Source organism: Lichenibacterium ramalinae (genome assembly GCF_004137085.1).
In the GTDB taxonomy this organism is placed as follows: domain Bacteria; phylum Pseudomonadota; class Alphaproteobacteria; order Rhizobiales; family Beijerinckiaceae; genus Lichenihabitans; species Lichenihabitans ramalinae.
In genome coordinates this window covers 207,292-229,754 of the sequence record NZ_QYBC01000003.1, presented here as the reverse complement: position 1 = coordinate 229,754, position 22,463 = coordinate 207,292, and the positions used below count along the sequence as shown (strand labels likewise).

Here is a 22,463-nt window from a genome sequence, read left to right as displayed (position 1 = left end):
GATGCACCAGGACCGCCCCGCCGAGCCCGGCATGCCGCTCGACGAGATCGATACGCCCGCCCTCGTCATCGACCTCGACGCCTTCGAGCGGAACCTCGACCGCATGGCCCGCATCGCGGCGGCGGCGGGCGTCGCGGTCAGGCCCCATGCCAAGACCCACAAGTCTCCGGTCATCGCGCGGCTGCAGGCGGCGCGCGGCGCCGTCGGGCAATGCGTGCAGAAGGTCGGAGAGGCGGAGGTGCTGGCCTGGGGCGGTGTCGCCGACATCCTGGTCAGCAACGAGGTGGTGGGGCCGCGCAAGCTCGCCCGCCTCGCCGCGCTGAGCCGGGTCTGCACGGTGGCGCTCTGTGCGGACGGCGAGACCGGGGTCGACCGGGCCGCCGCCGCCGCCGAGGACGCCGGGCTGCGCCTGACGCTCCTCGTCGAGATCGACGTCGGCGCAGGGCGCTGCGGTGTCCGGCCCGGACCGGAAGCCGTCGCGCTGGCGCGGCGGATCGCCGGCAGCCGCCATCTCCGCTTCGGCGGCCTGCAGGCCTACCACGGCCGCGCCCAGCACCTGCGCAGCCCTGAGGAGCGCGACGCCGCCATCGCGGCGGCCGCCGCCATGACGGGCGAGGTGGTCGGGGACCTGCGCGACATCGGTCTCGCCTGTGCGATCGTGGGCGGGGCGGGGACCGGCACCTTCGCGCGCGAGGCAGCCAGCGGCGTCTACACCGAGCTCCAGGTCGGCTCCTACGCCTTCATGGACGCCGACTATGCGCGGAACCGGCCGGCGCCGGATTTCGAGCACGCCCTCTTCGTCCTCGCCGGCGTGATGAGCGTGCCCCGTCCGGGCCTCGCCATCGTGGATTGCGGCCACAAGGGCATCGCGGTGGACAGCGGGCCGCCGCTCGTGTGGCAACGTCCCGGCGTGACCTGCCTCGGCTGCTCCGACGAGCACGGGACATTGGAGCTGACGGCGGAGGCCCAACCCCTGGCGGTCGGCCAGCAGGTGCTGCTCGTGCCGGGACACTGCGACCCCACCGTCGACCGCCACGACTGGTACGTCGGCGTGAGACACGGTCGCGTCGAATGCCTCTGGCCCGTGGCGGCCCGCGGCGCGATGGCGTGAGGACATCCATGACGCAACTGAACGGACAGGTCGTCCTGATCACCGGGGCCGGCGGTGGCATCGGCGAGGCCCTGGTGGCGGCCTTCCGGGCCGCGGGGGCCCTGGTGGTGGCCTGCGATCGCACGCTCGACCACATGGCATCGCTCACCGCCGACCATCGGGCCGCCTTCGACCTCACCGATCCCGGCGCCTGCCGCGAGGCCCTGGCCGGGATCGAGGGCGCCGTCGGGCTGCCCGACGTCGTGGTGAGCAATGCCGGCTATTCCGAAGCCGACACGTTCGACAGCGTGACCGATGCGGTCTGGGCCCGCGAGCTCGACGTGAACCTCACGGGTTCGCGCAACGTCACGGCGCCGCTGTTGTCGCCGATGCGGGCCCGCGGCAGCGGCAGCTTCGTGTTCATCGCGTCGGTGAACGGCCTCGCGCATTTCGGCAACCCGGCCTATTCGGCCGCCAAGGCGGGACTGATCGCCTATGCAAGGGCGCTCGCCACCGAGGGAGGCCGCTCGGGCATCCGCTCGAACGCGATCTGCCCCGGCACGGTGCGGACGCCCGCCTGGGCCCGGCGCATCGCGCGCAGCCCGGGGATCCTCGATCGCATCGGCCGCCTCTACCCGCTCGGCCGCATCGTCGAACCTGCCGAGGTCGCCGAGGCAGCCGTGTTCCTGGCGGGCCCGGCGGCCTCGGCCATCACGGGCGTGGCGCTGCCGGTCGATGCGGGACTGATGGCGGGCAACCTGCCCTTCATCGACGAGATCCGATGAGCGGGCACGGGAGGACGGGCATGCGCGTAGCGATGTGGACTTACCCCTGGGACGTGCAGGACCTCACCGCGGACCGCGTGACGGCGGACCTGCGGGAGGCCGGTGCCGATACCGTGAGCCTCGCCACCTCCTATCACGCCGGCCGTTTCCTGCAGGCGCGGAGCCCGGTTCGGAAGACCTACTTCCCCGAGGACGGGACGATCTACTTCCGGCCGACGCCCCGGCGTTGGGCGGACCAGCCGCTTCAGCCGCAGGTGTCGTCGGTGGTGTCGGGGGGCGGGGACGCCCTGGCCGATCTCGTGCGTCGGCGCGACGAGGCGGGAGGCCTGCGCGTGTCGGGGTGGACCGTGTGCCTGCACAATTCGCGGCTCGGCGCCCTGCACCCCGATGTCGTGACCCGCAACTGCTTCGACGAGCCCAGCACCTTCAACCTATGCCCGTCGCACCCGGCGGCGCGGTCCTACGCGGCGACGCTCGTCGAAGACCTGTCGTCGACCTACCGGCTCGACGCGATCGAGCTCGAGAGCGCCGGCTTCATGGGTTACGCCCATGGCCACCACCACGAGAAGGACGGGGTCGGCCTGCTGCCCGAGGACGACCTGCTGCTGTCGCTCTGCTTCTGTCCCGCCTGCCTGGCACGCGCCGCGCGGGCGAAGGTCGACGGCGCGCGCGCCAAGGCGACCGTGCGGCGCTGGGTCGAGGAAGCGCTCGAGCGGCCCGTGCCGGCGGCGAGATGGCCGGAGCTCGCGAGCCAGGGCCCGGCCGCCTTCGCGGCGGCGCCGGAGGTCCACGAGTACCTCTTGTGGCGGTTCGAGCCCGTCACGAGCCTCGTCGCCGAGATCCGCGAGCGCGCCGCGCCCACCACCGACATCCTGACGATCGACCTCGAGGATGGCTGGCTCGGGGGCAGCGACCTCGGGGCGGTGACCTCCGTCTGCGATGGCGCGATCCTGTGTGCCTACGACATGAGCCCCGAACGGGTATCGGCGATGCTGCACGCGGGGCGGGCCACGGTGGGGCCCGACAAGTTCCTCGGCACCGGATTCAGGCTCGTGGTGCCCGAGATGCGGGGCGCCGCCGACGTCGCCGCCCGCACCGCCGCCGCGATCGCGGCAGGCTGCGACGGGATCAACTACTACAATTACGGTCTCGTCCCGCGGGCGAGGCTCGACTGGATCCGGCAGGGGCTCGACCGCGGCCTCGCGTCGTGACGGCGTCCGGCCATGCCGCGCGGGTCAGGCGATCCGCCGGTCCCCGCCCGCGTGGCCCAGGCGACGCGCATGCGCGACCAGGAGCGACAGACAGCGCTTGCGCTGCATCGCGTCGCTGTCGACGGGAAGGACGATGCACAGCGTCAGGTCCGCCCGCCCTTCCCGTCCGAGGATCGGCACGGCCTGGCACCACGTGAAGCTGCTGGCGAGTCCGGTAGTCTCGGAGAAGCCGTCGCGGCGGGCCTGGGCGACGTCGTCGAGGAAGCGCTGGACCGGCAGGGCGCTCCCGTCCGGGAGGCGGAAATCCTCGGGAGGGATGAAGGAGCGGATTTCCCCATCCGACAGGTGCCCCAGAAGCACGCGCCCCGAGGCCGTCCAGGGCAGAGGAACCTCAACGCCCACGTCGCTGGTGATGTGGAATATGCCCGTCCCGTCGCGGCTGTCGAGCACCACGTACTTGTTGCCGCGCAGGGCACAGCACTGCACCGTGGCACCCGTCTCCGCCGACAGCGCGTCGAGCGCCTCGCCGGCGCGTCGCAGGCCGGCATCGCCCTCGAGGTAGGCGGCGCCGAAGAGGTGCATGGTCCGGCCGAAGAACACCTGCCCGCCGGAACCGACCGGCTCCAACATCCGGGCGTCGGTCAACCGCTTCACGATCTCGTAGACGGTGGACCGCGGCGCGCCGAGGTGTCGCGCGATCTCGCCGGCGCTCATCGGTTGCCGGCGCACCAGCAGCAGTTCGAGCAGCCCGATCGCCCGATCGATGCCGCGCTGGCGATCGATCGAGGACGACGATGTGCTGGGACGGGAGACGTCCACCTCACGATCCTGTCCCGTCCGTCGCGGCATTCTCGCAACCTCTGTTTTCGTCGCGAAAGCTCTTGCGAGCCCTCAAGGACGCGTCTAGCATCCAGCTGTCTAATATACAGAATGAGTGTCCGATATTTCGGACGGCGTCAAGATCTGACCCAACTGGCGCCCGAGCTGCGGCGCCGGTCGCCATATTCGCTCAGCTTCCGTGCAGACCGAGGGACGTTCATGTCGAAGATTTCTGTCGTTTCAGCCGTCGTCGCAGTATCTGCTCTCATGTCCAGCATCGACTGCGCACAAGCAGCCAGCAAATGCGTCAAAGGTGAGCACAAACCGCCATTTTCTCTCGGTTGGGCCAACATCTATTCGGTGCCGACCTGGATGAAGCAGACGACGGACACGATCACCCAGGAAGTGGACCAGCTCAAATCTCAGGGACTCGTGTCGAAACTCATGATCACGGACGCGCAGGGCAACGCCAACACGCAGATCCAACAGATCCAGTCGATGATCGACGCCAAAGTCGACGCCATCCTGATCGACGCCGGATCGGCCACGGCCCTCAACCGCGTCATCGCGGACGCCTGCGGCAAGGGCATCGCGGTGCTGAACTTCGACAGTCTCGTCGACACGGACGAACTCACCGCCAAGATCGACACGGACCAGCTCGAATGGGGCCAGGCAGCCGCGGACTGGATGGTCAAGCAGATCGGGGGCAAGGGCAAGATCATCGTGATGAATGGCCCAGCTGGCATCTCGGTCAGCGACGACAGGCGAAAAGGGGCCGAGAGCGTGCTCAAGGCCCACCCGGACGTGACCGTGCTGGCGGAAACCAACACCGAGTATAACGTCGCGCCAGCCCAGGAAGCGATGACCAACCTGCTCTTCGCCAATTCCGACATCGATGGCGTGCTGGCGCTCGGCGGGTCTCTCTCGGCTGGTGCCGTGCTGGCGATGGACAAGCAGGGACGAGCGCTCGTCCCCATGACGGGGGAGAACTACCGGCAGTTCCTGGAGCTTTGGAAGGACAAGGGGCTGAAGGGCTGGGCCACCATGCAGCCGAACTGGCTCGGCGCGCTCGCCGCCTATACGGCCGTCCAGGCGCTGCAGGGCAAGGACGTCCCCGCCTTCGTCAAGGTGCCGTTGCCGGTCATCGACGACGCCAGCCTGGCGAGCTACATCGACCGCGCCAAGGACTTCCCGTCGGACGGCTACATCTACTCGCGCTACGACCAGGCGATGTTCGCCAAGCTGTTGGCCCAGAAGTAGGCGGCGGCGCCGTGGCACCGCCCATTCTCGAAGCCCGCGAGGTGTGGAAGGGTTTCTTCGGCAATCCCGTGCTGAAGGGTGTCTCCATCGCGCTGGAGCCGGGCAGGGTCCACGCGCTCCTGGGCGAGAACGGCGCCGGCAAGTCCACCCTGATCAACATCCTGTCGGGAGCGCTGTCGCCCGATGCCGGCAGCCTGCAGCTCGACGGGCGTGCCGTGTCGCTGACACCCGCGGCGGCCCGCCGCCACGGCATCGCGGTGGTGCAGCAGGAACTCAGCCTGACCACGCACCTGTCGATCGCCGAAAACATCGGCCTCGGCGCCTATCCCCTGCGCTTCGGCCTCGTCGACTACCGGGCCCTGGCACGGTCCGCCGACGAGCTGTGCCGCAGCGTCGGCCTCGACGAAGATGTCGCGCGGCCGGTCGGCGAGCTGTCGCTCGGGCGGCGGCAACTCGTCGAGATCGCCAAGGCGCTGTTCCGCAAGCCGCGTGTGCTGATCCTCGATGAGCCGACCTCTTCGCTGTCGGCGCACGAGACCCGAACCCTGATCGGTCTCGTGACTGCGCTCAAGCGCGCCGGCACCGCCGTCCTCTATATCTCGCACCGGCTGGCCGAAGTCACGGAGATCTGCGACCACGTCACGGTCCTCAAGGACGGGGCCTGCACGGCGGATCGGCCCCTCGCGGGCGTCGACGCGGCCGGGCTCGTGCGGCTGATGGTCGGTCGCGATCCCGGAGACCTGTTCCCGCGCTGGGACGCGTGCCCGGCTGCGCAGCCGGCGGTCTCGGTGCGAGGTTTCTCGGCGGGGCGGACCATGGAGGTCGACCTCGACATCCACCCTGGCGAGGTCCTGGGCGTCGGCGGGCTCGTGGGCCAGGGGCAGGAAGACCTGCTGCTCGGGCTCTACGGCGCCATCCCGGCATCGGCCGCGAGCGCGGTCTTCGCGGGCCGGCCGGGCCTGCCAGGCGGCGTCACGCGGGCGAACGCGCGCGGCGTCGCCTACATTCCGGCCGACCGCAAGCGTGAGGGCGTCCACCTCACCCATTCGATCGCCGACAACCTGCTGCTTCCCGGCCTCGCCCGGGGCGCCGGCTGGCGGCGACGGGCGCGCGGTGCGGAAGCCCGCCTCGCCGCCACACTGGCCGGCCGCCTGTCCGTCAAGGGCGACCTCGACCGACCCGTGCAGGCGCTGTCGGGCGGCAATCAGCAGAAGGTGGCGCTCGCCCGCTGGATGCCGCTCGACCCCGGCATCCTGCTGCTGAACGACCCGACCCGGGGCGTCGACATCGAGACCAAGCGGGAGATCTACGCCATGCTGCGCGGCTTCGCCGCCGAGGGGCGGGCCATCCTGCTCGCCAGTTCCGACACGCCGGAATTGGTCCACCTATGCGACCGCGTCGCCGTGATGCGCGACGGCCGCATCGTCGCGATCCTGGAACGTCGCGACATCTCGGAGGAGCGCATCGTGGCGCTGGCCATGGCGGCCGACGGCGTCGGGAGGGCCGCATGACCTCGGCTTCGGCTGCAGGCCCCCGGCGGAGCCTCTACTGGTCGGTCCAGGCCCGGCGGAACCGAGGGATCCGCGGCCTCGCGGTCGTGGTGGCGGGCTTCCTGGCGCTCTACGCGGCGCTCTTTCCCGGGCTGCTCACACTGGCGGGCTTCGCCAAGTTCAGCCAGACTTGGTTTCCGCTGGCGCTGACCGGCATGGCGCAGGCCATGCTGATGCTGGCCGGCGGGATCAGCCTGTCGATGGGCGCGACCGTGAGCCTCGGCGCCGTGGTGGCGGCCAGCGTCATGGCGGGGTCGCTCGGGGTCGCGGGTGGCATCGCCGCTGTGGTAGCGACCGGACTCCTCGTCGGCGCCGCGACAGGCTTCATCGCGGTGCGCCTGCGCCTCCCCGCCATCATCGTGACCCTGGCGGGCTCGTTCATCGTCGGGGGCGCCGCCCTGCTTGTCCTGCCGCGGCCCGGCGGGAGCGTGCCGCCCTGGCTGTCGGACCTGTTGGCGGGCAGCACCCCGACGGCTTTCGCATTGCTCGTCGTGGTCATGCTGCTGTGGAAGCTCTACGCCGCGACGCCGCTGGGCCTCAGCCTCTACGCGGCCGGCGAGAACCCGGTCGGGGCCCATCGGTCCGGCGTGCCGGTCGAAGCCGCGCTGATCTGCGCCTATGCGATCAGCGGCACCCTGGCGGCTTTGGCTGGCCTGTTCGTGGCGGCCCAGACGGGGTCGGGCGATCCGGTCATCGGCCAAGCCTTCACGCTGAACTCGATCGCTGCCGCGGTGCTCGGCGGGGTGGGGTTCCTCGGCGGCCAGGGGACGATGCGCGGCGCCGTGATGGGCAGCCTGCTGCTCACCGCGATGATCAACGTGATGTTCTTCCTCGGTCTGCCTCCCGTGGCGCAATACATCGCCCAGGGACTCATCATCGTGGGTGCCGTGGCGCTGCCGCAGGTCGCGGAACGCCTGCGACGCCCCCGCAAGCGGAGGTCGACATGACGGTTCGGGATCGACACCGGGCGATGCTTCCGGGCCGGCCCGCCGCGGGACTCGCTGTTCTGTCGCGCAACCGCCCTTTTCTGACGCTGCTGATCGTCGCCGCGGTCTGGCTCGTGGCCAGCGCCACGAGCCGCGGTTTCGGCAGCTGGGGCCACCTGCGCTACCTCGTGGAGCTCGCCGCCGTCATCGGCATCGTCGGGGCGGGGCAGACGCTGGTGATGATCGGTGGCGGCATCGACCTGTCGGTCGGCGCCATCCTCACCGTGACGGCGGTCGGGCTGCCTCTGCTGTCCAGCGGCGCGGATCCGAGCGGCATCGTGGCCATCCTTGGCATTCTGGGCCTCGCGTCGCTGATCGGCGCCGTGAACGGCGCCGGCGTGGTCTACCTTCGGGTTCACCCGATGATCATGACGCTCGCCACCGCGACCTTCCTGCAGGGAGCCCTCATCCTGCTCGCCGGTGGTAGCGCCGTGACGGTGCACAATCCGGCCGTGTACCTGCTCGGCAATGCGCGTCCATTGGGGGTGCCGGCCGGCGTGGTGCTCTGGGCCGTCGTGGCGCTGGCGACCGTCGCGGTTCTGCGCTGGAGCCGGTTCGGAGCCCGCGTGTATGCGCTCGGCGCCAATCCCCTCGCCACGGCCCTGTCGGGGGTGAACGTGCCGGCTACGAGCGTGGCGCTCTACGCGGCCAGCGGGCTGGCGGCCGGCCTCGCCGGAATCCTGGCGCTCGGCATGAACGGCCAGGGCTACGTCGGTATCGGCGACCCCTACGTGCTCACCTCGATCGCCGCGGTCGTGCTCGGGGGCACGTCCATCCTGGGTGGCCTTGGCGGCTATGCCGGGACCGTTCCGGGCGCCGTTCTGCTCGTCACCATCTCGGGCCTCATCACGGTGGTCAACGCCTCGCCGGGTTGGCGCAGCATCCTGTTCGGCAGCCTCATCCTTGTGTTGCTGCTCGTGTCAGGGCGCGAGGTGCCGCGCCGGTGAGCCGATACCATGCAGCCCGTAGGTCCGCGCCGCCGTTCCACAGAAGAGCGCGTGCTGCTCCTCAGCCGACAGGTCGGCGGTGATCGTGCGGAAGGCGTCCCAGACCTCGTCGAAGGTGGCGTGGAGCCCCGCCACGGGAAAGTCGCTGCCCAGCATGGCGCGGGCCGGCCCGAAGCAGTCGAGACAGGTGAGGGTCACCTCCGCCAAGCTGTCGATGGTCCACTCGTGATCGTAGGCCACGAGGTCCGACAGCTTGATCCGCAGGTTGGGCAGTCGGCCGAGGGCCGCCAGCCCGTCGCGCCAAGCCCCCAGACCAGCCCGGGTGCGGTCGATCGGGCTGCCGCAATGGTTCAGAACGAAGATCTGATCCGGAAAGTCGGCTGCGAGCCGGGCCGCCTCGGGCAGCTGTGGGGCGAAGACCATGAGGTCGAAGGCCAAGCCGTGGGCGGCGAGGCGCCCGAGGTTCGCCCGCCATCTGGGGTCCCCCATCAGGTCTCCTCGCGCCGCGAAGCGTCGCCCCGGGTCCTCGTCCCAGCTCAGGATGTCGCGGATCCCGACGACGCGCGGGTGGGCGGCGAGCCGGGCGATGAGCTCCGGCGCCGTCTCGTCGGCGAGCGCCACGCGGGCGACGTAGCGTGCCGCGATGCCGCCGGACTTATCGAGGCCGTCGAGCCAGAGGATCTCGCCGAAAGGATCGGAGGCGAGCCACCCGGCCTCGACATGGACCGTGGCCACGATCCCGTGCCGGTCCGCATCTCGGGCGTAGTCCACGGGCAGGTAGTCTCGCTGCAGCGGCGCGAGATCGCCGAGCCCGCCGCGCGCGCCGGCTTGCGGGGCGAGCCAGGGATGACAGCCGAGCCGAAGGTCCCAAAGGTGGTGGTGGGCGTCGACGATGGGGCCGGCATAGGGGTGGGACATGGGCTCACCGACGACATTCCGATGCCGGAACCCTGCCACGATCCGCCCGGCATCGTCCAACCCGGCTGCCGCCGTCCGCCCGCGGCGACGCCCTCACGAGGAGGATCACCATGCATTCCGGTATCCGTCACACGCTTGATTTCGAGGCCGACGGGAGACAGTCGGGGGTCTTGAGCGTGCCGCTCTCGGTCGACCGGTCGCCCTACTTCCACGTGCAGGTGCCGGTCTGCGTGATGCGCAACGGCGAGGGGCCCCGCATCCTGCTCATGGCCGGCAACCACGGCGACGAATACGAGGGCGAGTTCTGCTTGACGCGGCTGATCCGGCGGCTCGATCCGGCCCTGCTGCGCGGCACCGTGACGATCCTGCCCCTCGCCAATGCGCCGGCGGTACGGGCCGGCAAGCGGTGCTCGCCCATCGACGGCGGCAATCTCAACCGCGCCTTTCCCGGCGATCCCCGGGGCTCGGCCACGAGCCGCATCGCCCATGCTCTGGAGCACGACCTCTTCCCGCGGCACGACGTGGTCTTCGACCTCCATTCCGGCGGGACCTCGATGGCTCACCTTCCCTGCGCCCTGATCGAGAGCCAGGACGACGCGGCGCGGCAAGGCCGGGCCCTCGACCTTATGGGGAGCCTCGGCCTGCCGTTCGGCTTCGTGGCCGAGAACGGGCGCGATGCCCCGACCACCATGGGGGCGGCCCGGCGCGCCGGCATCGTCGGCATCAGCGGCGAGTTCGGTGGCGGCGGCACGACCACGCCAGCGACGATGAGGGCGACGGGCCGGGCGATCGACGCACTCCTCCTGCGTCTCGGGGCCATCGCGCGCCCGATCCTGGTCGACAGCCCTCAACCGCCCACCCCGCCGATGCAAATCCTGTCGCTGGCGCGCCACAGTCAGGCCGTCTATGCGTTCCGGGGCGGTTGGTTCGAGCCTGCCGTGGACCTCGGCGCCCGCGTGGCGGCCGGCGACTTGGCCGGCTGGTACCACGATCTCGAACGCCTGGACACGCCCGAGGAGCCGCTACGCTTCGAGGAAGGCGGGATCGTGATCTCCCACCGGCTCCACAGCCACGCCGTGGCGGGCGACTGTCTCATGCAGGTCGCCGAACCAGTTTTCCTTTGAGGATCCGAACCACAGGGGCGGCTCCCGCTTCGGTCACGTCAGACCATTTTCCTGCGATGGGGGTACATACTACACAGACTACGGTCCATTCAGATTTTCCAGGTCGATATCCTTCTAGGTATGAGAACGTTCGGAGGAAACGGGCCGTAAACTATGCATCGAAGCATCGCGCAACTGTACGGCAACGTTGACCCCTTTGGGGCGCACCCCAACAGGCCCGCTTGGACATACACAAAACCAACCGCTCCGACGGCTTTCATGTGTGGAGGCCCATCCGACCGATCCTGGGATGCACGGCGGGGAAGCTGCCGTCGGACGGCGGCGACGGCGCCCCGAAGCGCTCAGGGCGAGGCCGGAGGTCCGCCCTGTCGAAATTCCTGCGCCCGGAAAGGCGAACGCTCAGGCGGCTGCCCCCCGACCCACGAGCGTGGCGGCGAAGTCGCGGTAGGCGTGTAGCGGGCGGCCAAGGAGACCGGTCAGGCGCTCGCGATCACCCTCGTCAGGGATCATGCCGTCGCTGACGTAGCGCTCGGCCATGACGCGCATCTCATAGGCCATCCATCGAGGCATGAACGTCGCCATATTGGCCTCGAACCCGCTCGGATCGTCGCCGCCGTAGACGACCGGGCGGCCGAGCAGGTCGGTCCAGATCGCGGCGAGATCCGCGCCGGTGAGCGTGTCGGGGCCGACGAGGTTGATCGTCGTGATCGGTGGCCGGCCCGGTGCCTGGTCGCGGCGGATCAGCTCGATCGCGGCGACCTCGGCGATGTCGCGCGTGTCGACCATGGCGACGCCCTTGGATCCGATCGGCATCGGGTAGACGCCGTGGTTCACGATCACGTCCTTGATCATCACCTCATTGTCGATGAAGTAGGACGGGCGCAGGATCGTGGCGCTGAAGTCCAACTGCCCGAGCATGCGCTCGGCACCGAACTTCACGGCGAAGTGCGGGACGTTGACGGCCCGGTCGGCGTCGAACACCGACAGGTACACGACGCGATCGACACCCGCCGCACGGGCGATGTTCAGCGTGATGATCGCCTGGGTGAATTCATCGCCCGTCACCGCATTCAGCAGGAACAGCGTGCGGGTGCCGGCCAGGGCGCTGCGCAGCGCGTCGATGTCGAGGAGGTCGCCCTTCACGACCTCCACGCCCTCGGGAAAGCTGGCCTTGTCGGGGTCGCGGGTGAGGACGCGGACGCTCGCGCCGCGCTTGGCGAGCTGTTCGACGACGTTGCGGCCGACGCGGCCGGTGGCACCGGTGACGAGGATGGTCATGGGGATCGTTCCTTCGGGTTGAGCCATTGGGCTGACCCGAAGATGAGTGATCCACCTCGATGGCAATAGCTGCCATATCTGGACGCTCCGTCCCACGGGTGGAACACCATGGATCTGCTTGCCCTCGCCGACTTCATCCTCGTCGCCCGTCACGGTGGGATCGGAAAGGCCGCGCGGGCCGCCGAACGCCCGAAGGCGACGCTGTCGAGACGCGTGGCCGAGCTGGAAGCCAGCCTGAGATTGCGCCTGTTCGAGCGAGGAGCGCGCGACCTGAAGCTGACGCAGGAGGGACGGGCGCTGTTCGAGCGGGCCGGTGCGCTCTTGACCGAACTCGACGAGACCGCCGTGGTGATCGCGTCGGGAGGCGAGCGGCCCAGGGGGCGCCTGCGGATCAGCGCTCCCTTGCTGTTCTGCCAGACCGTGATGGGGAAGCTCGCCGCCAGCTTCGCCCTCGCCTACCCGGATGTCCGGCTGGAGGTCACGACGGAAGACCGGGCCGTCGACATGATCGAGGAAGGCTTCGACCTCGTGATCCGGGTCAACCCCGATCCGGACGAGCGCCTCGTCGGTCGCGTTTTCCTGCGTGACCGCCTGGTGGTGGTGGCGAGCCCCGACCTCGCCCGGCCCACCGAAGGCACGCCCGTTCCGGCCGTGGTGAGAAGAGCCGGCGACCGCGCGGATTGGCGGATCAAGAGGCCGACCGGCCACGGCACGATCGCGGTCGAGCCGGTTCTCGGCCTGGCATCGCTCGTCATGGTGCGCGATGCCGTGCGGGCAGGCGTGGGCGCGGGGCTCCTGCCCGTTTCGCTGGTGAGCCACGACCTCGCCGCCGGCAGGCTGGTCCACTGGGGCGACGTCGACGCGCCGGACGTCGCGCTGTGGACCCTCTACCCGACGCGCCGGCTGCTCAGCACGCGCGTCTCGGCCTTTCTCGACCATCTGAAGCGGGCCTTTCCCAACGGCACACCGGACGAGCTGGCCTCCTACGCCGAGGAATGAGGCCGCCCACACGGGGCACGTGCCCGTCCGGAAAGCGCGGGCGCGCCCGCCATCCCTTGAACGTCCGCTCTCGTGACACGAGGGCCACCTCGCCCAGGCGCTTTCGGATCGTCACCAGCCGGACGTCCCCTGTCCCTCGACGTGCCGGCAGGAGACCGCCGCAGACGGGCTCCGCGGGAGTTTCCCGATCGGTTCGCTTTGGGTCCACCCACAACGGACCAACGCCGCTTTACCGTTGGACGATTGCCAACCGATGCCTCACCGCCCGCCCATCTCCACACCTTTCCACGCTCAGAATGATGTCGACCCGGAAAACCTGAACGGACAATGGTTTGAAGTAGCAGACACGCCATCGCAGGGAATTGGGGCACGCCTGTCTATCCGATCTGCGTCGCCCTCCTTCATATGTGGAGGTGATAGGACACCACTTCTGGGGATCTTCAGGCCGAGACCGTCGTTCCGAGTCTGCGCGACGCTGACAGTGCATGATGCAAAAAGCGTCAACGCTGCCCATGCGAACTTCATCATGTGTCTCCTGATTGTGATGCTGACAGAGCCTTCAGCGACTACAACCCTCATGGGTTCGATTTTATGACGCCGTGAATGCGATCATGCGAGGCTGGGCTCGGACCATCACCACGACGGCGCTCTTCACGGTGTAGACCAGACGCCGCGGGGGCGACCGGCTCCTGGCCTTCACCGCATTTCCGGCCTGGGTCATGCCAACCAACACCGCCTGCGAACGTGATCTGCGGCCCGCCGTGCTCCAACGCAAAAACGCCGACGACTACGGCGCCGTGTGGTCTCCCGTGGGCGAAGCCGACGTCCGTACCGTGGTGCCACCGCGCGCCTGACCTGCGATGCCGGCACGTTCACCACCGTGCGGGGAACCATCAGCACCTGAGGACGCTCGGCCGAGATTCGCACGCCGTGGGCATCTTTCAACGTCCGGTCCTCCCTTCTCGTCGTGCGCTCGGGTGACGTCGAGGCAATGAGCCGCATCGCTCCCGCAAGCGCCGTCAGCATCGCTGCAGATGCTAGGCCGCAGGCAATCACCACGCCGTCCTTCCCATCGGGCACCCGCGTGGGATCTCTGTGCGGACAAGCTCTGGCGAGCTTCAAAACGACGCCCTGGCCCCGCAGGCGCGGGCGTTGCATCATGGCGGCATGATTCAGTCTTCCCGCATCAAGGTCCTGAAGGACGGCCCCGAGAACCCGAAGGGCCGCTACGTGCTCTATTGGATGGGGCTGTCCCAGCGCGCCGTGTTCAACCCCGCGCTGGAACACGCCGTCGACGAGGCCAATGCGCGGAACCTGCCCACGGTCGTGTGCTACGGCATCGCCGAGGGCTTCCCCGAGGTGAACGCCCGGCACTGGACCTTTCTGCTGGAGGGCCTGGCGGAGATCGGGCCGGCGCTGGAGAAGCGCGGCATCGGCTTCGTGGCCCGGCGCGAGGGGGGGCCGGTCGGGACGGCGCTGGCCTATGCCGCCGATGCCGCCCTCGTCGTGCTGGACCGCAACTACCTCAAGCCCATCCGGGCCTTCTACGAGGACTTCGTCGCCCGCGCGCCCTGCCGCGTGGTGCAGGTCGAGGGCGACGTCGTGGTGCCGGTCGAGACCGCGTCGCCCAAGCACGATTACGCGGCCCGCACGCTGCGGCCCAAGATCTATCGCCTGTGGGAGCCGTATCTCGAGCCGCTGGCGCCGCGGAAGCCGCGCCGTCCCGCGCGGGGCCTCGGTCTCGCCGGCACGCTCGACCTGTCCGACATCCCGCGCCTCGTCGCCGGCCTCAGGTGCGACCAGGGCGTCCGGCCGGTTAAGCGCTTCAAGGGCGGCCACGGCGAGGCGGAACGGCGGCTGAACGCCTACCTGGCCGGGCCCTTCGCCCATTACGCCACGGTGCGGGGCCGGCCCGAGGCGGGGGCGGCGTCGCATATGAGCCCCTACCTGCACTACGGCCACATCTCCCCCGTCGCGATCGCGCTGGCGGTGAAGGCCGCCGAACGCGGCGACGCCGAGGACCGGGCCGCCTACCTCGAGGAGCTGGTGGTGCGGCGCGAGCTCGCCATGAACCACGTCTTCTACGAGCCCGCCTACGACGACCTCGCGGGCGTGCCGGACTGGTGCCGCAGGACGCTCGCCGAGCATGGCCGGGACAAGCACCCGCATCTCTACACGCGCGAACAGTTCGAGGCCGGCGAAACGCACGACCGCTACTGGAACGCCGCCATGCAGGAGATGCGCGAGACCGGCTACATGCACAACCACATGCGCATGTACTGGGGCAAGAAGATCGTGCAATGGTCGCGCTCGCCGGAAGACGCCTGGGACATCGCGCTGCGGCTGAACAACAAGTATTTCCTCGACGGGCGCGACGCCAATTCCTTCACCAACGTCGGCTGGCTGTTCGGCCTGCACGACCGGCCCTGGGGCGCGCAGCCGGTGTTCGGCACGGTGCGCTCGATGAGCGAGGCCAGCCTGAAGAAGTTCGACGCCGACGCCTATGTGGTCGAGGTCGCGGCGCTGGCCGCCGCCGAGCGGGACGAGGCGTGAGCGCGCCCTTCACCTTCGCCATCGCGCTGACGCCGCGGGCCAATGCCCGCGACTGGGCGCGCGTCGAGGCGTTGCTCGACCTGACGCTCGCCTCGCTGCGGGCCCAGACCGACCCCGACTGGCGCGCCCTCCTCGCCGTGCACGACCGGCCGCGCATCGCCGTGCCGGACCCCCGGGTGGAGCTCGTCGCGGTGGATTGGCCCGTGACGCCGCCGGGGCCGCACAACGACGATTCCGGCCGCAAGAAACACCGGCTTTCCGACATCGTCCGCGACCGCGGCGGCGGCTTCCTGATGATCCTCGACGCCGACGACTGGGTCGATCGCGACATCGTGGCGGCGGCGCGGGCGACGGTGGGGGAGGCGCATGTCGGCGCCCTGGTCGAGGACGGGCTGGCGCTGGACTTCGCGACGCTCCGCGCCGCCCCCCTGCCCCATCCCGCGCTGGAGGGCCTGCCGTTCCACCGCTTCTGCGGCTCCTGCGGGGTGGCGCTGATCCGCCCCGGCGCCGGACCGGAGATCCGCCGCGACCCCTTCGCGGTGCTGCGCTCCCACCACCGCTGGGTGGAGGTGGCGGCCGAGCACGGCGCCGCCCTCGCCCGCCTGCCGGTGTCGGGCGCCTACCTGGTCAACACGGGGGAGAACCATTCGGACCTCCACGGCCCCCATGCGGACTGGCGGCGCGGGTTCGTGGCCCGGGTCAACGCCGTGGGGGCGCGGCTCGACGCCCGGGGGGCGGCGCGCTTCGGGCAGGACCTCGCGGCGCTGCAGGTCGCGGCGGACCGGTTCGGGCCGCGGTGACGCCGCGCCCGCGTCAGCTCCGCGGCTTGAGGTTCTCGGGGTCGTAGAGCGCCGTGTAGCCCACGGCCGCGACTTCGACGGGGAAGCGGTCGCCGAAATATTCGACGTCGAGCCGGCGTCCCTGCTGGGCGTGGGACCAGGGCAGGTAGGCGAGCGCGATGGTCTTGCCGACGCTCGGGCCGTAGGCGATCGAGGTGGTGAAGGAGCGGCGGCCGAGCGCGTCGACCAGGGTCTCGCCGGTGTCGGGATCGAGGACCGGCAGGATGCCGACCGGGTAGCGGGCCACGCCCCTGCCGTCGCGGTTGTCCGTCATCACCAGCGTGCAGAGCATGGCGGGCTGGTGGGGGCGGGCGCGGTGTTCGAGGTGCTTCGCCTTGCCGCGGAAATCCGCCTCCTTCACCTTGGGGCGGGCGAGGCCGGCCTCGAGGAGGTTGTAGTCGGTCAGGAGGTCGGCGTTCTGCAGCCGCAGGCTCTTCTCCAGGCGGCGGCTGTTGGCATAGGTCTCGATGCCGACCGCGATGGCGCCGGTGGAGCGCAGCGCGTCCCACACGGCGAGCCCGTCCTCGTAGGCCATGTGCAGTTCCCAGCCCTGCTCGCCCACGTAGGAGATGCGGAAGGCCGTGACGGGCTTGCCCGCGATGGTGACGGGCCGGATGGCGGCGAAGGGGAAGGCCTGCGGGGCGAGGCCGTCCGGGTCGTCCACCACCTTCTGCAGGTTGACGCGGGCGTTGGGGCCCCAGATGCCGATGGTGACGTAGCGCTCCGACACGTCCGTCACCGTGACGTCGAAGCCGCGGTCCTGGGCGACGCGGCGCAGGTAGAGGTCGTCGCGCGGGCCGGCGTCGGCGCCGTCCACCACGCGGCAGCGGTCGGCCATGCGGAACACGGTGAGGTCCGCCCGCACCATGCCGTCGTCGTCGAGGAAGTGGGTGTAGATGCCCTTTCCGACATTGGCGTCGCCGCCGATCCTGGCGGCGCAGACCCATTCCATCATGGCGACGTGGTCCGGGCCCGCGACGTCGAGGATGGCGAAATGCGACAGGTTGACGAGGCCGCAATCGTCGCTCATCGCGAGTTGCTCGGCGTTGGACACGCGCCAGAAGTGGCGGTTGTCCCACGCGTCGGGCCGCACCGGCACGCGGTCGGCGTAGCGCTCGATGAGGTGGGCGTTGGCGGCATAGCCGTGCGCCCGCTCCCAGCCGCCGAGTTCCATGAAGTGGCCGCCGAGCGCCTTCTCCCGCTCCCAGAAGGGCGAGCGCCGCACGTCGCGGCCCGTCGCGAAGGGCTCGCGCGGGTGGATGCCGGGGTTGTAGACCTTCTGGGCGGCCTCGGCGCAGCGGCCGGCGATGAACTCTTCCCCGAGCTGGTGCGGGTAGAAGCGCGCCACGTCGATGCGGGCGTGGTCGATCGGCGTCCGGCCGTCGGTCATCCAGTCGGCCAGGAGCTTGCCCATGCCGGGACCGTCCTTGACCCACACCCCGACGCAGTACCACAGGCCGCGATGCTTCCGGCTCTCGCCCACCATGGCGTTGCCGTCGGTCGTCACCTGCAGGAGGCCGTTGAAGGAGCGCCGCTCGTCGTAGCCGAGCTGCCCGAGGATCGGCGTCAGCTCGATGGCGCGCTCGAGCGGCGCCATGATGTGCTCGAGGTCGAGGTCCCGCTGCGAGGGCGAGATCCGCGCCTCGGCCTTGCCCAGCAACTCGCGCGGGTGGACGAGGCGGGGCGCGTGCTCCTCGTAATAGCCCCACTCGATCATGCCGCCCTCGGACGTCGTCGGGTCGCCCGTGTCGCGCATGTAGGCGGAATTGCCCTGGTCGCGCAGCAGCGGCCAGCCGATGTCCTTGCCGGTGCCGGCGAAGGCGTCGAAGGGCCCGAAGAACATCAGCGGGTGGTCGATCGGCATCACGGGCAGGTCCTCGCCCGCCATGGCGGCGACGGTGCGGCCCCAGAGCCCGGCGCAGACGACGACGTGCTCGGCCATGATGGTGCCGCGCGGCGTGACGACGCCGCGGATGCGACCGCCCTCCAGCACCAGCGCGGTCGCCGGCGTGTTGGCGAAGCTGCGGAGCGCCCCGTTCCGCTCGGCCCCGTCGACCAGCAGCCCCGCGACGGTCTGCGACCGCGGCACGACGAGGCCGGCATCGGGGTCCCACAGCCCGCCCTGGACCATGCTTTCCTCGACGAGCGGGAACTTCTCCTTGATCTCGGCGGGCTCCATCAGGCGGGCCCGCGTGCCGAAGGCCTTGCCCGACGACACCTTGCGGCGGATCTCCGTCATGCGCTCGTCGTCGCCGACCCTGGCCACCTCGATGCCGCCGATGCGCGCGTAATGGCCCATCGTCTCGTAGAAATCGATCGAGTACAGCGTCGTCCAGCAGGACAGGAAGTCGTGGCTGGTGGAGTAGCAGAAATCCGAGGCATGGGCGGTCGACCCGATGTCGGTCGGGATGCCGGACGCGTCGATGCCGACGATGTCGGTCCAGCCCCGCAGGGCGAGGTGATGCGCCACCGAGGCGCCCACGATGCCGCCGAGACCGACGATGACCACTTTCGCGTGTTCGGGGAACGCTGCCACGCTGGAATCCTCAGCTTCGTCGGGGTGGCCCGATTGAACAGCCGCACCGCCGCCGTGCATGCCGCCGTGAGACCGTTATTGACCCGCCCCCGACATGCCTCGCTCGCCATCGGCCGCACGGCACCGCGCCGCACGGCATCGCGCCGGGGTCGCCGGCACGGCGCCGCCTCAGCTGTTCGGGAAGGGCGTCCCCGTGAGCGTCAGCACCCCGCGGTAGACCACCGTGCCGCTGTCGTCGCGCACGCTGCAGACGACCTGGCGCTCGTCCGTGTCGCGCGGCTCGCTGGAGAAGACCGCCACGAGGGCCCGCAGCACCTCCGAGCGGGCGGCTTCGGCATCCTTCAGGTCGCAGCCGTCGATGTCGCGGGTCGTGTAATCGCCGTCGATGAAATCAAAGAAGAACATCGCCAATGATCCCTCTGCGGCGCTTCGGGGGGTTCAATGCCACGCTTCGGGGGCCCGCTTCGGGTCGCTTGCAGGTCCAGGCAGGGGCGGCGGCGCGCGATGCTGGAGAAGGCAGGCCGGTCGCTGCAGCGTCGGACACGCCATCCATCACATCACCTCACGGCCCCGTGCGCCGGGCAGGCGCGCGCGACGCCTGGTCGCCCGCTCGACCCTATACCCATCGCCTCCGGGGAACCAAGCGCAAAGGCGCCCCCGACGCGCTCGCCGCCCCCCCTCTATCGGTCGCGCCCGCCCGCGCCCGCCCGCGCCAGGACCGCGCCGACGAGCGGCGCCGAGGTTTCGAGCCGGCTCCACTCGGGTTGCCGGAGTTCGCCGCCCATGAAGACGTGCGGGCGCCGCAGCGTCGCCGGGCTGTCGGAGGGTTGCAGGGCCGCGAAATGGATCTCCTTCGGCCGGGCCCCGGCGACGATCCGGGCGACGTTGCGCTCCGTGATGCCGCCGCCCGGCATCACGATGACGCGCTCGCCGGCCCGCCGCACGAGGTCGGCGATCAGCGGCAGGCCCTCGAGCACGCTCGCTTCCTGGCCCGAGGTGAGGATGCGCTGCACGCCGAGGTCCACCAGGGTTTCGAGCGCGGCGACGGGGTCGGGCGTCATGTCGAAGGCGCGATGGAACGTGACCGACAGGGGCCCGGCGGCCGCCATCAGGGCCCGGGTGCGCGCGACGTCGACGCGCCCGTCGGCCTCCAGCACGCCGATCACGACCCCGTCGGCCCCCTCGGCCCGCGCCGTCTCGACGTCGGCCAGCATGGCGGCCATCTCGTCGTCGTCGAAGACGAAGTCGCCGCCGCGCGGCCGGACGATGACGTGCAGCCCGATGCCCGCCACCGTCCTGGCCTGGCGGATGGTGCCGCGCGAGGGCGTGATGCCACCCTCGAAGAGGTCGGCACAGAGCTCGACCCTGTGGGCGCCCGCCGCCTGCGCGGCCCGCACGCCCGCGACGGAATCGACGCAGATCTCGAACTTCATCCCGGCTCTCCCGCCCCGGCGCGACCGCGCCGTCCCGGTCTACCGGCAGGGCCACGGGCCGTCCACGCCCGCGGCCGGATCAGGGGGCCTGCAGGCCGCTCAGCCAACGGTCCGCCGAGCGCTGGAGGTGGCGGCGCATCGCGACCTCGGCGAGGAGCGGGTCGTTGGCGTCCAGCGCCGCCAGGATGGCCTCGTGTTCCGACAGGGCGGCCGCCCAGGTGTCGCGGTTCTCGAACCGCGTGCTGATCCGCGTCGACAGGCGGCTGTGGCGGCCGTCGAAGAGGTCGCCGACGATGCGGGCCAGCAGCCCGTTGCCGGACTGGCGCGCGATGGTCACGTGGAACAGGCGGTCGTCGGCGGCCGGGTCGTCGCCGCTCGCGACGGCGGCGCGCATGCGTTCCAGCGTGCCGCGCAGCGCCGCCAGGGTCGCCGGGGTCATGCGGGCGCAGGCCAGCACGGTGACGGGCCCCTCGATCGTCATGCGCCCGTGCATCAGCTCGGAGGGGCTTTCCCCCATGGCGAGCGTGGCGCCGGGCGCCCGGTCGGGGCCGGCCGTGACGTAGACGCCCGCGCCGAGCCGGATCTCGACCGTCCCCTCGATCTCCAGCGCCACCAGGGCTTCGCGCAGCGAGGGCCGCGACACGCCGAGCTGCAGCGCCAGGTCCCGCTCGGCCGGCAGCCGCGCCCCCATGGCGAACCGCCCGCCGCGGATCAGGGCCCGGATCTCGTCGGCGACCTGCTGGTAGATGCGGCGCGGATCCTGCCGCCGGCCTTCGCCCATGCCACCCTCCCGCGGCCGCACCAGCCTTGCGTCGATCTTCGCAGCTTTCGCCCGCTCGGCTTTCGGGTCGACGCAGCCCGAACCGGGGCACGGCGCGATCCCGCACCGCCAGGATACAACGGCCGGTCTGTCTGGCCAATCCCTGATTGGCTTGACAGTGCGGCGGGCGGCCGGGATAGTGGACGCAAAGGGTCGAGCCGACGCCGCCCGGCGTGGAACGGACCGGGAGGGGACGATGCTGACCGTCATCTGCGAGGCGCCTGGCGTCCTGAAGTCTGCCGACAGGCCGGCGCCCCAACCCGGCCCAGACGAGGTGCTCGTCAGGATCCGGCGGATCGGCGTCTGCGGCACCGACCTCCACATCTTCGAGGGCAACCAGCCCTACCTGTCCTACCCCCGCGTGATGGGCCACGAGCTCGCCGGCATCGCCGAAGCCGTGCCCGACGGCAGCCACGTCCGGGTCGGCGACGTCGTCTACATCATCCCCTACCTGTCCTGCGGCGGCTGCAGCGCCTGCCGGGCCGGCAAGTCGAACTGCTGCCGCAACCTCGAGGTTCTCGGCGTCCACCGCGACGGCGGCATGGCCGAATACGTCAGCCTGCCGCAGCGCTTCGTGCGTCCGGCGGCGGGGCTCGGGCTCGACGCCGCCGCCATGGTGGAGTTCCTGGCCATCGGCGCCCATGCGGTGCGGCGCAGCCAGGCCCGCGCGGGCCAGCGCGGCCTCGTGGTGGGGGCCGGGCCGATCGGCATCGCGGTGGCGCTCTTCGCCCGGCTCAGGGGCGTCGACGTGACGATGCTCGACGCCCGCCAGGACCGGCTGGACTTCTGCGCCGGCAGCCTCGGCCTGTCCTCGACCGTGAGGGTGGGGCCGGACGACGCGGACAGGCTGGCGGCGCTGAGCGGCGGCGACATGTTCGACCTCGTCTTCGACGCCACGGGCAGCGCCCGCGCCATGGAGCGGGGCTTCGGCTTCGTGGGCCACGGCGGCACCTACGTGCTGGTGTCGATCGTCCCCGGCACCATCGGCTTCTCGGACCCGGAGTTCCACAAGCGGGAAACGACCCTGCTGGGCAGCCGCAACGCCACGGAGGAGGATTTCGAGACCGTGGTGGCGGCGCTGCGCGACGGGCGCATCCCGGTCGAGCGGCTGAACACGCACCGCATGGCGCTGGCGGAAGCGCCGGCCGGCTTCGCCGGCCTGCTCGACCCGCGGGCCGGCGTCGTCAAGGCGCTGATCGAGGCGTGACGTTTCCCGGCCGGCGCCGCCGGGCCGCCTTTCCAACTCCGTGCCGCGGCGCGGCCCATCCTTCAAGGCGCCGCAGAGCGTCCCACGCGACCCGAACCTGAGGAAACC

General features: G+C 70.7%; 19 protein-coding genes. 12 read left to right on the top strand and 7 right to left on the bottom strand.

The features are described from left to right. Nucleotide 1 precedes the first annotated feature (1 nt). Genes D3272_RS05250 through D3272_RS05240 form a run of 3 tightly spaced genes read left to right on the top strand, consistent with a single transcriptional unit; the run spans nucleotide 2 to nucleotide 3,086 of the window. Nucleotides 2-1,111: a DSD1 family PLP-dependent enzyme gene (locus D3272_RS05250; RefSeq protein WP_129218090.1), complete on the top strand. Its 1,110-nt coding sequence runs from the start codon at nucleotides 2-4 to the stop codon at nucleotides 1,109-1,111. 8 nt (nucleotides 1,112-1,119) lie between these two features. Next, the gene (locus D3272_RS05245) at nucleotides 1,120-1,875 is read left to right on the top strand and encodes an SDR family oxidoreductase (protein ID WP_129218089.1); all 756 of its coding nucleotides are present in this window, start codon (nucleotides 1,120-1,122) and stop codon (nucleotides 1,873-1,875) included. Between the two features lie 20 nt (nucleotides 1,876-1,895). Further along, a complete protein-coding gene (locus D3272_RS05240) occupies nucleotides 1,896-3,086 on the top strand; it encodes a hypothetical protein (protein ID WP_129218088.1) in 1,191 nt (396 codons plus the stop codon). Nucleotides 3,087-3,110: 24 nt separating this feature from the next. On the opposite strand, the gene D3272_RS05235 is transcribed toward D3272_RS05240, so the two are convergent. Further along, nucleotides 3,111-3,905 carry an IclR family transcriptional regulator gene (locus D3272_RS05235; RefSeq protein ID WP_245496393.1) on the bottom strand — a complete coding sequence of 265 codons (795 nt, stop codon included), beginning with the start codon at nucleotides 3,903-3,905 and terminating at the stop codon, nucleotides 3,111-3,113. 267 nt (nucleotides 3,906-4,172) lie between these two features. On the opposite strand from D3272_RS05235, the gene D3272_RS05230 reads away from it, so the two are divergent. From D3272_RS05230 to D3272_RS05215, 4 genes are read left to right on the top strand one after another with little or no spacing between them, the layout of a single operon-like run. Beyond that, on the top strand, nucleotides 4,173-5,165 hold the full coding sequence (locus D3272_RS05230) for an ABC transporter substrate-binding protein (RefSeq protein WP_245496407.1): 993 nt from the start codon (nucleotides 4,173-4,175) through the stop codon (nucleotides 5,163-5,165). Nucleotides 5,166-5,176: 11 nt separating this feature from the next. Next, nucleotides 5,177-6,676 (top strand): sugar ABC transporter ATP-binding protein, encoded by a 1,500-nt coding sequence (locus tag D3272_RS05225; protein WP_245496392.1) that lies wholly within the window; start codon nucleotides 5,177-5,179, stop codon nucleotides 6,674-6,676. Continuing rightward, nucleotides 6,673-7,662 carry an ABC transporter permease gene (locus D3272_RS05220; protein ID WP_129218085.1) on the top strand — a complete coding sequence of 330 codons (990 nt, stop codon included), beginning with the start codon at nucleotides 6,673-6,675 and terminating at the stop codon, nucleotides 7,660-7,662. Before D3272_RS05225 ends, D3272_RS05220 begins: the two co-directional genes overlap by 4 nt. A gap of 23 nt (nucleotides 7,663-7,685) precedes the next feature. Next, nucleotides 7,686-8,648: an ABC transporter permease gene (locus D3272_RS05215; RefSeq protein ID WP_129218162.1), complete on the top strand. Its 963-nt coding sequence runs from the start codon at nucleotides 7,686-7,688 to the stop codon at nucleotides 8,646-8,648. On the opposite strand, the gene D3272_RS05210 is transcribed toward D3272_RS05215, so the two are convergent. Next, entirely contained in the window at nucleotides 8,622-9,566 is a 945-nt protein-coding gene (locus D3272_RS05210; protein WP_129218084.1) for an amidohydrolase family protein, read from the bottom strand. The genes D3272_RS05215 and D3272_RS05210 overlap by 27 nt on opposite strands. Before the next feature lie 110 nt (nucleotides 9,567-9,676). On the opposite strand from D3272_RS05210, the gene D3272_RS05205 reads away from it, so the two are divergent. Further along, a complete protein-coding gene (locus tag D3272_RS05205; protein WP_129218083.1) occupies nucleotides 9,677-10,690 on the top strand; it encodes a succinylglutamate desuccinylase/aspartoacylase family protein in 1,014 nt (337 codons plus the stop codon). Between the two features lie 399 nt (nucleotides 10,691-11,089). On the opposite strand, the gene D3272_RS05200 is transcribed toward D3272_RS05205, so the two are convergent. Continuing rightward, nucleotides 11,090-11,968 (bottom strand): SDR family oxidoreductase, encoded by an 879-nt coding sequence (locus D3272_RS05200; protein WP_129218161.1) that lies wholly within the window; start codon nucleotides 11,966-11,968, stop codon nucleotides 11,090-11,092. Between the two features lie 108 nt (nucleotides 11,969-12,076). Between D3272_RS05200 and D3272_RS05195 the strand changes: the two genes are divergently transcribed. From D3272_RS05195 to D3272_RS05185, 3 genes are all read left to right on the top strand, one after another. Continuing rightward, nucleotides 12,077-12,967, top strand: a complete 891-nt coding sequence (locus D3272_RS05195) for a LysR family transcriptional regulator (protein ID WP_129218082.1) — start codon at nucleotides 12,077-12,079, stop codon at nucleotides 12,965-12,967. Between the two features lie 1,167 nt (nucleotides 12,968-14,134). After that, entirely contained in the window at nucleotides 14,135-15,520 is a 1,386-nt protein-coding gene (locus tag D3272_RS05190; protein WP_129218081.1) for a deoxyribodipyrimidine photo-lyase, read from the top strand. Then, complete coding sequence (locus D3272_RS05185; RefSeq protein ID WP_129218080.1) at nucleotides 15,517-16,320, top strand: hypothetical protein; 804 nt, start codon at nucleotides 15,517-15,519, stop codon at nucleotides 16,318-16,320. Before D3272_RS05190 ends, D3272_RS05185 begins: the two co-directional genes overlap by 4 nt. Nucleotides 16,321-16,333: 13 nt before the next feature. Here the strand turns inward: D3272_RS05185 and D3272_RS05180 are convergent, their stop codons facing one another. The 4 genes from D3272_RS05180 to D3272_RS05165 form a co-directional block, all read right to left on the bottom strand. After that, entirely contained in the window at nucleotides 16,334-18,895 is a 2,562-nt protein-coding gene (locus tag D3272_RS05180) for a GcvT family protein (protein ID WP_129218079.1), read from the bottom strand. A gap of 168 nt (nucleotides 18,896-19,063) precedes the next feature. After that, nucleotides 19,064-19,300, bottom strand: a complete 237-nt coding sequence (locus tag D3272_RS05175) for a DUF6894 family protein (RefSeq protein ID WP_129218078.1) — start codon at nucleotides 19,298-19,300, stop codon at nucleotides 19,064-19,066. Nucleotides 19,301-19,575: 275 nt separating this feature from the next. Further along, nucleotides 19,576-20,328 (bottom strand): copper homeostasis protein CutC, encoded by a 753-nt coding sequence (locus D3272_RS05170; RefSeq protein ID WP_129218077.1) that lies wholly within the window; start codon nucleotides 20,326-20,328, stop codon nucleotides 19,576-19,578. Nucleotides 20,329-20,407: 79 nt separating this feature from the next. Continuing rightward, the gene (locus D3272_RS05165; protein WP_129218076.1) at nucleotides 20,408-21,109 is read right to left on the bottom strand and encodes a FadR/GntR family transcriptional regulator; all 702 of its coding nucleotides are present in this window, start codon (nucleotides 21,107-21,109) and stop codon (nucleotides 20,408-20,410) included. Between the two features lie 235 nt (nucleotides 21,110-21,344). On the opposite strand from D3272_RS05165, the gene D3272_RS05160 reads away from it, so the two are divergent. Then, on the top strand, nucleotides 21,345-22,355 hold the full coding sequence (locus tag D3272_RS05160; RefSeq protein ID WP_129218075.1) for a zinc-binding alcohol dehydrogenase family protein: 1,011 nt from the start codon (nucleotides 21,345-21,347) through the stop codon (nucleotides 22,353-22,355). Nucleotides 22,356-22,463: the final 108 nt, after the last annotated feature.

What these genes read in the sequence shown, in the direction of transcription:
- D3272_RS05245 (WP_129218089.1), top strand. Translation starts at nt 1,120, where the DNA reads ATGACGCAACTGAACGGACAGGTCGTCCTGATCACCGGGGCCGGCGGT.
- D3272_RS05210 (WP_129218084.1), bottom strand. Translation starts at nt 9,566, where the DNA reads ATGTCCCACCCCTATGCCGGCCCCATCGTCGACGCCCACCACCACCTT.
- D3272_RS05250 (WP_129218090.1), top strand. Translation starts at nt 2, where the DNA reads ATGCACCAGGACCGCCCCGCCGAGCCCGGCATGCCGCTCGACGAGATC.
- D3272_RS05220 (WP_129218085.1), top strand. Translation starts at nt 6,673, where the DNA reads ATGACCTCGGCTTCGGCTGCAGGCCCCCGGCGGAGCCTCTACTGGTCG.
- D3272_RS05190 (WP_129218081.1), top strand. Translation starts at nt 14,135, where the DNA reads ATGATTCAGTCTTCCCGCATCAAGGTCCTGAAGGACGGCCCCGAGAAC.
- D3272_RS05175 (WP_129218078.1), bottom strand. Translation starts at nt 19,300, where the DNA reads ATGTTCTTCTTTGATTTCATCGACGGCGATTACACGACCCGCGACATC.
- D3272_RS05170 (WP_129218077.1), bottom strand. Translation starts at nt 20,328, where the DNA reads ATGAAGTTCGAGATCTGCGTCGATTCCGTCGCGGGCGTGCGGGCCGCG.
- D3272_RS05160 (WP_129218075.1), top strand. Translation starts at nt 21,345, where the DNA reads ATGCTGACCGTCATCTGCGAGGCGCCTGGCGTCCTGAAGTCTGCCGAC.
- D3272_RS05230 (WP_245496407.1), top strand. Translation starts at nt 4,173, where the DNA reads ATGTCCAGCATCGACTGCGCACAAGCAGCCAGCAAATGCGTCAAAGGT.
- D3272_RS05205 (WP_129218083.1), top strand. Translation starts at nt 9,677, where the DNA reads ATGCATTCCGGTATCCGTCACACGCTTGATTTCGAGGCCGACGGGAGA.
- D3272_RS05240 (WP_129218088.1), top strand. Translation starts at nt 1,896, where the DNA reads ATGCGCGTAGCGATGTGGACTTACCCCTGGGACGTGCAGGACCTCACC.
- D3272_RS05215 (WP_129218162.1), top strand. Translation starts at nt 7,686, where the DNA reads ATGCTTCCGGGCCGGCCCGCCGCGGGACTCGCTGTTCTGTCGCGCAAC.
- D3272_RS05195 (WP_129218082.1), top strand. Translation starts at nt 12,077, where the DNA reads ATGGATCTGCTTGCCCTCGCCGACTTCATCCTCGTCGCCCGTCACGGT.
- D3272_RS05165 (WP_129218076.1), bottom strand. Translation starts at nt 21,109, where the DNA reads ATGGGCGAAGGCCGGCGGCAGGATCCGCGCCGCATCTACCAGCAGGTC.
- D3272_RS05200 (WP_129218161.1), bottom strand. Translation starts at nt 11,968, where the DNA reads ATGACCATCCTCGTCACCGGTGCCACCGGCCGCGTCGGCCGCAACGTC.